This window comes from Microcystis sp. M53603_WE2, assembly GCF_030065435.1.
Map to the genome: position 1 here is coordinate 1 of NZ_JASJFF010000249.1, position 3,696 is coordinate 3,696.

Consider the following 3,696-nt stretch of genomic DNA (forward strand, 5'->3'; position numbering starts at 1 on the left):
ACAAGAAGCGGAAACCAGAAAAACTGCGATCGAAAAACTCAGTCCCTACAGCATCCCTAAACAGGTGGGTGAAAACGAGGCAATTTTCGGTACTGTCACCAGTCAAGATGTGGCTACGGTTATTCTAGAAAATGCTAAATTAGAAATCGATCGCCGTGGTATTACCGTCCCCGATATCGGTCAATTGGGAGTCTATAAAGTACAAGTCAAACTCCATCCCGAAGTTAATGCCGATATCGAAATTAAAGTAATCGCACAATAACAATTGTCGGGGCATAGTTATCAGTAATCAGTGAAAATTTATCAGAGCGATTAACTAGCTGATGGCTGATAGCTAATAGCCATTCACATCTCAAAAACTATGACTCATCCCACGGATATAAAAACCCTAGCGCGCTGGATGGCGGCGGATTTTAGTAATCAAGAACAAGCTTTTGCTAATCCGCCTTTTTTTGCCCATATTCGCGTGTGTATGCGCCCTTTGCCCGATGAATTACTGAATGGAACCAGCTTATTTTTAGAGCAGGCCTACGATTTTATGCTCAATACTCCCTATCGTTTGCGAGTATTTAAATTATCGGTAGTCGATGATCATATTGAACTAGAAAACTTTAAAGTTAAAGAGGAAGCTAACTTTTTTGGTGCTTCTAGAGAACCCCAACGTCTCAAAAATCTCAGCTTAGACTTATTAGAACCGATGCTGGGTTGTGATATGAATGTCACTTGGACAGGTAACAGTTTTAAAGGGGTGGTAAAACCGGGTAAACAATGTTTAGTCTTTCGCAAAGATAGAATGACTTATTTAGATAATAGTTTTGAAATTAGTGAACGGGGATTAATTAGCGTTGATCGCGGTTTAGATCCCGAAACCGATCAATTAGTCTGGGGTTCGATCGCCGGTCCCTTTGAGTTTGTGCGTCGCACCAGTTTTGCTGAGGAAGTGTGAGAAAAATTATCGGTTTTTAGCTATGAAAATCGCCACATGGAATGTCAACTCGATTCGCAGCCGACAAGAGCAGGTAATTAATTGGTTACAACTCAATCCCGTTGAGGTTTTGTGCTTGCAAGAAACTAAGGTAATCGATCGAGATTTTCCCAGAGAAGCTTTTGAATCTTTGGGTTATCATCTCTATATTTCTGGACAAAAATCCTATAATGGTGTGGCGATTTTTAGCCAGAAACCCATGGACGATATCACTGTGGGATTTAGTCCAATTATCGGCGAAAATTTAACAGGAGAACTAGACGAACAAAAACGGCTAATTACTGGAGTAATCGGCGATATTCGGATTATTAATCTCTACGTTCCTAATGGTTCTTCCCTAGATAGTGACAAGTATATTTATAAGCTTAAATGGTTAGAAACTCTCAGGAAATATCTAGATAAAATTATTAATTCTCAACCTGAAGAATTATGTATCTGCGGAGATTTTAATATTGCCTTAGAAGATAAAGATATTTATGATCCCAAGGGCAAAGAAAATCATATTATGTCTTCAGCTAAAGAAAGAGAAGCTTTAGAAAAGGTCTTAGAAATTGGCTTACAAGATGCCTTTAGAAAATTCACCTCGGCAGCGGGACATTATAGTTGGTGGGATTATCGCAGCGGTGGTTTTGCTCGTAACCGAGGTTGGCGAATCGATCATCTTTATTTAACTCCTCAGCTATACGAAAAAGCCGTTAATTGTCTGATCGATCGAGAACCCAGAAAACAAGAAAAACCTAGCGATCATACCCCTGTTATTCTGGAAATATAACGCAAAAATAGCTAAAGGATCAACCTAGACTTTGCACAGTCAGAATTTTGCTCTCTTAGCTTCCCTAACTAGGGACTTTCACCTTGAGGATTTATTCGGTAACGAGAAAATGCTATGATTCGGGTTGAATTTACCAAGTTTATTAAATTATGCGTTCTCCCCAATTAATTGTTCTATTGCTCGGTTTATCCCTTCTCCCCGGCATCTCCCCCGCTTTTGTCCATGCTAATCCCTCGATAGTGCCAGTGAAACAATCGAGTAATCGCGATGGGGGACAAACAATCAAGGAAGCGGAAATTAAAGCAATGATTCAAGACATTGAAACCGCCATTAAAGATAAAAATATCGCCCTAATCCTCAAACACTATGCCCCGTTTATTTCCTCGCAATTGACCATTAAAACCGATGCTAGTACCGAAATTTTTGAGTTAAATGGCATCACGGAACATAAAATATTTTTAGAGGAATCCTACAAAAATATTAAAAGTATAGAGGTTCTTTCTGAGAATTGGGACGTGGATATTCTTGCAAATAACGAGATGGCGATTATCACTCGCGAGCGGGTAGTCAATATTACCAACACCGAGGGTGATAACTATATAGTGGCATCGGAAGCGGTGGCTAAAGTCGCTCCCATCGACGGTAAATTGAGGATATTTTCCATTCAAGAAACCGCCGAAGTGGGACGCAGACCAAAAAAATAATCAACCTCTCCGGTTGGGACTGGACCAACCCGACTCCCGCCGTCTTCTTCCCTCGATAAAACCGTCATCGTAGTCTCTAGAATTGCGCGGATTATCATAGCGGGCAAAGTTAAAACCGTCCTCTAGTCCGCGCTGAAATTCTTGCTCTGGTGGCACAAATCGATAACGTTGTCTATTATCCTGTACCGCCCGGTTGATTAACAAAGCCCCCGCTCCAATACCCACGGCCTCACCAAAGGTTAAAGACTTAGCATAATCGATGTTAATTGTCAAGAAAGTTGTTGTTAAAATTAAGGCTTTTCCCCAATGTTGACCCATAAAATCCTCCTTCAAAAAATCAAGTTGACAACAAAACCGGTACAGATACAAAGTTTCTCATAAAATCGACCACCGACTCCCCAAAACGAAAACCTTGTACCTCACCATTACGATAAATGCTATGAGCTAGATTTAGAAGAATGGGAGTGAAAGCGAATCCCCAAGAAGACATCGTAGAGGAAACTCCAGAAATTCTTACCTTGCAGTAAACCTAAAGACTGTTCACAATCTTTCGCATCTAAAAGCGGTTTAGTGGCATAGTATGCCGGTTGGTATTTGTACCAGGGAATCGACGGCCAGAGATGATGCACGAGATGATAATTCTGCCCTAAAATCAGCAGATTTAAGAGGGGACTGGGGTAAACTCGGGCATTTTTCCAACGATTGCGCTCTTGGAAAGGACGATGGGGGAGATAATCGAAAAATAAACCGAGGGCAATTCCCACCACTAAAGCGGGAACAAACCAAAAATTCATCACATAGCTGATAAAACCGTATTGACAGGCGACGATGACTATGGTAGCAACAAAAAGACGACTGAGGAACCATTCCAGCAGTTCGTATTTCCGCCAGAGTTGCCGCTTAAAAAAGAAAATCTCGTGATAAAAAAATCTGGCCGCAATCATCCACAAAGGGCCACCGGTGGAGACAAAATGATCTGGATCATTTTCGGGATCGTTAACGTGAGCGTGGTGCTGTAAATGGACTCTAGTGAAGACCGGAAAGGCAAAACCGAGCATTAAAGCACTACCATGACCTAAAATAGCATTAAATAGCCGATTGCTATGGGCAGAATTATGAGAGGCATCGTGGATAACTGTCCCCGATAAATGTAAAGCGAGGACATTAGCACTAAAACAAATCCAGTCAGGCCAGGACCATAGCCAATAGCCACAGGTAGATAGGGTTATTAGGCT

6 protein-coding genes are annotated in these 3,696 nt (G+C 41.4%); 4 read left to right on the forward strand and 2 right to left on the reverse strand.

What is annotated here, in order from left to right; genetic code table 11:
• The 4 genes from rplI to PX481_RS05375 form a co-directional block, all read left to right on the forward strand.
• On the forward strand, window positions 1-262 hold a 262-nt coding region (gene rplI, locus PX481_RS05360; protein ID WP_288093911.1), incomplete at its 5' end, for a 50S ribosomal protein L9.
• 99 nt (window positions 263-361) lie between these two features.
• Window positions 362-946 carry a chromophore lyase CpcT/CpeT gene (locus PX481_RS05365; RefSeq protein WP_288024389.1) on the forward strand — a complete coding sequence of 195 codons (585 nt, stop codon included), beginning with the start codon at window positions 362-364 and terminating at the stop codon, window positions 944-946.
• 22 nt (window positions 947-968) lie between these two features.
• Complete coding sequence (gene xth / locus PX481_RS05370; RefSeq protein ID WP_002763631.1) at window positions 969-1,757, forward strand: exodeoxyribonuclease III; 789 nt, start codon at window positions 969-971, stop codon at window positions 1,755-1,757.
• A 149-nt stretch (window positions 1,758-1,906) separates the two neighbouring features.
• Complete coding sequence (locus PX481_RS05375; protein ID WP_002763629.1) at window positions 1,907-2,461, forward strand: hypothetical protein; 555 nt, start codon at window positions 1,907-1,909, stop codon at window positions 2,459-2,461.
• On the opposite strand, the gene PX481_RS05380 is transcribed toward PX481_RS05375, so the two are convergent.
• Together PX481_RS05380 and crtR are read right to left on the reverse strand one after the other, a co-directional pair.
• A complete protein-coding gene (locus tag PX481_RS05380) occupies window positions 2,462-2,779 on the reverse strand; it encodes a hypothetical protein (RefSeq protein ID WP_002763627.1) in 318 nt (105 codons plus the stop codon).
• 119 nt (window positions 2,780-2,898) lie between these two features.
• The coding region (gene crtR / locus PX481_RS05385) for a beta-carotene hydroxylase (RefSeq protein WP_288093914.1) at window positions 2,899-3,696 on the reverse strand (798 nt) is incomplete at its 5' end.

Coding starts and splice junctions, on each gene's coding strand:
- PX481_RS05365 (WP_288024389.1), top strand. CDS start 362: ATGACTCATCCCACGGATATAAAAACCCTAGCGCGCTGGATGGCGGCG.
- xth (WP_002763631.1), top strand. CDS start 969: ATGAAAATCGCCACATGGAATGTCAACTCGATTCGCAGCCGACAAGAG.
- PX481_RS05375 (WP_002763629.1), top strand. CDS start 1,907: ATGCGTTCTCCCCAATTAATTGTTCTATTGCTCGGTTTATCCCTTCTC.
- PX481_RS05380 (WP_002763627.1), bottom strand. CDS start 2,779: ATGGGTCAACATTGGGGAAAAGCCTTAATTTTAACAACAACTTTCTTG.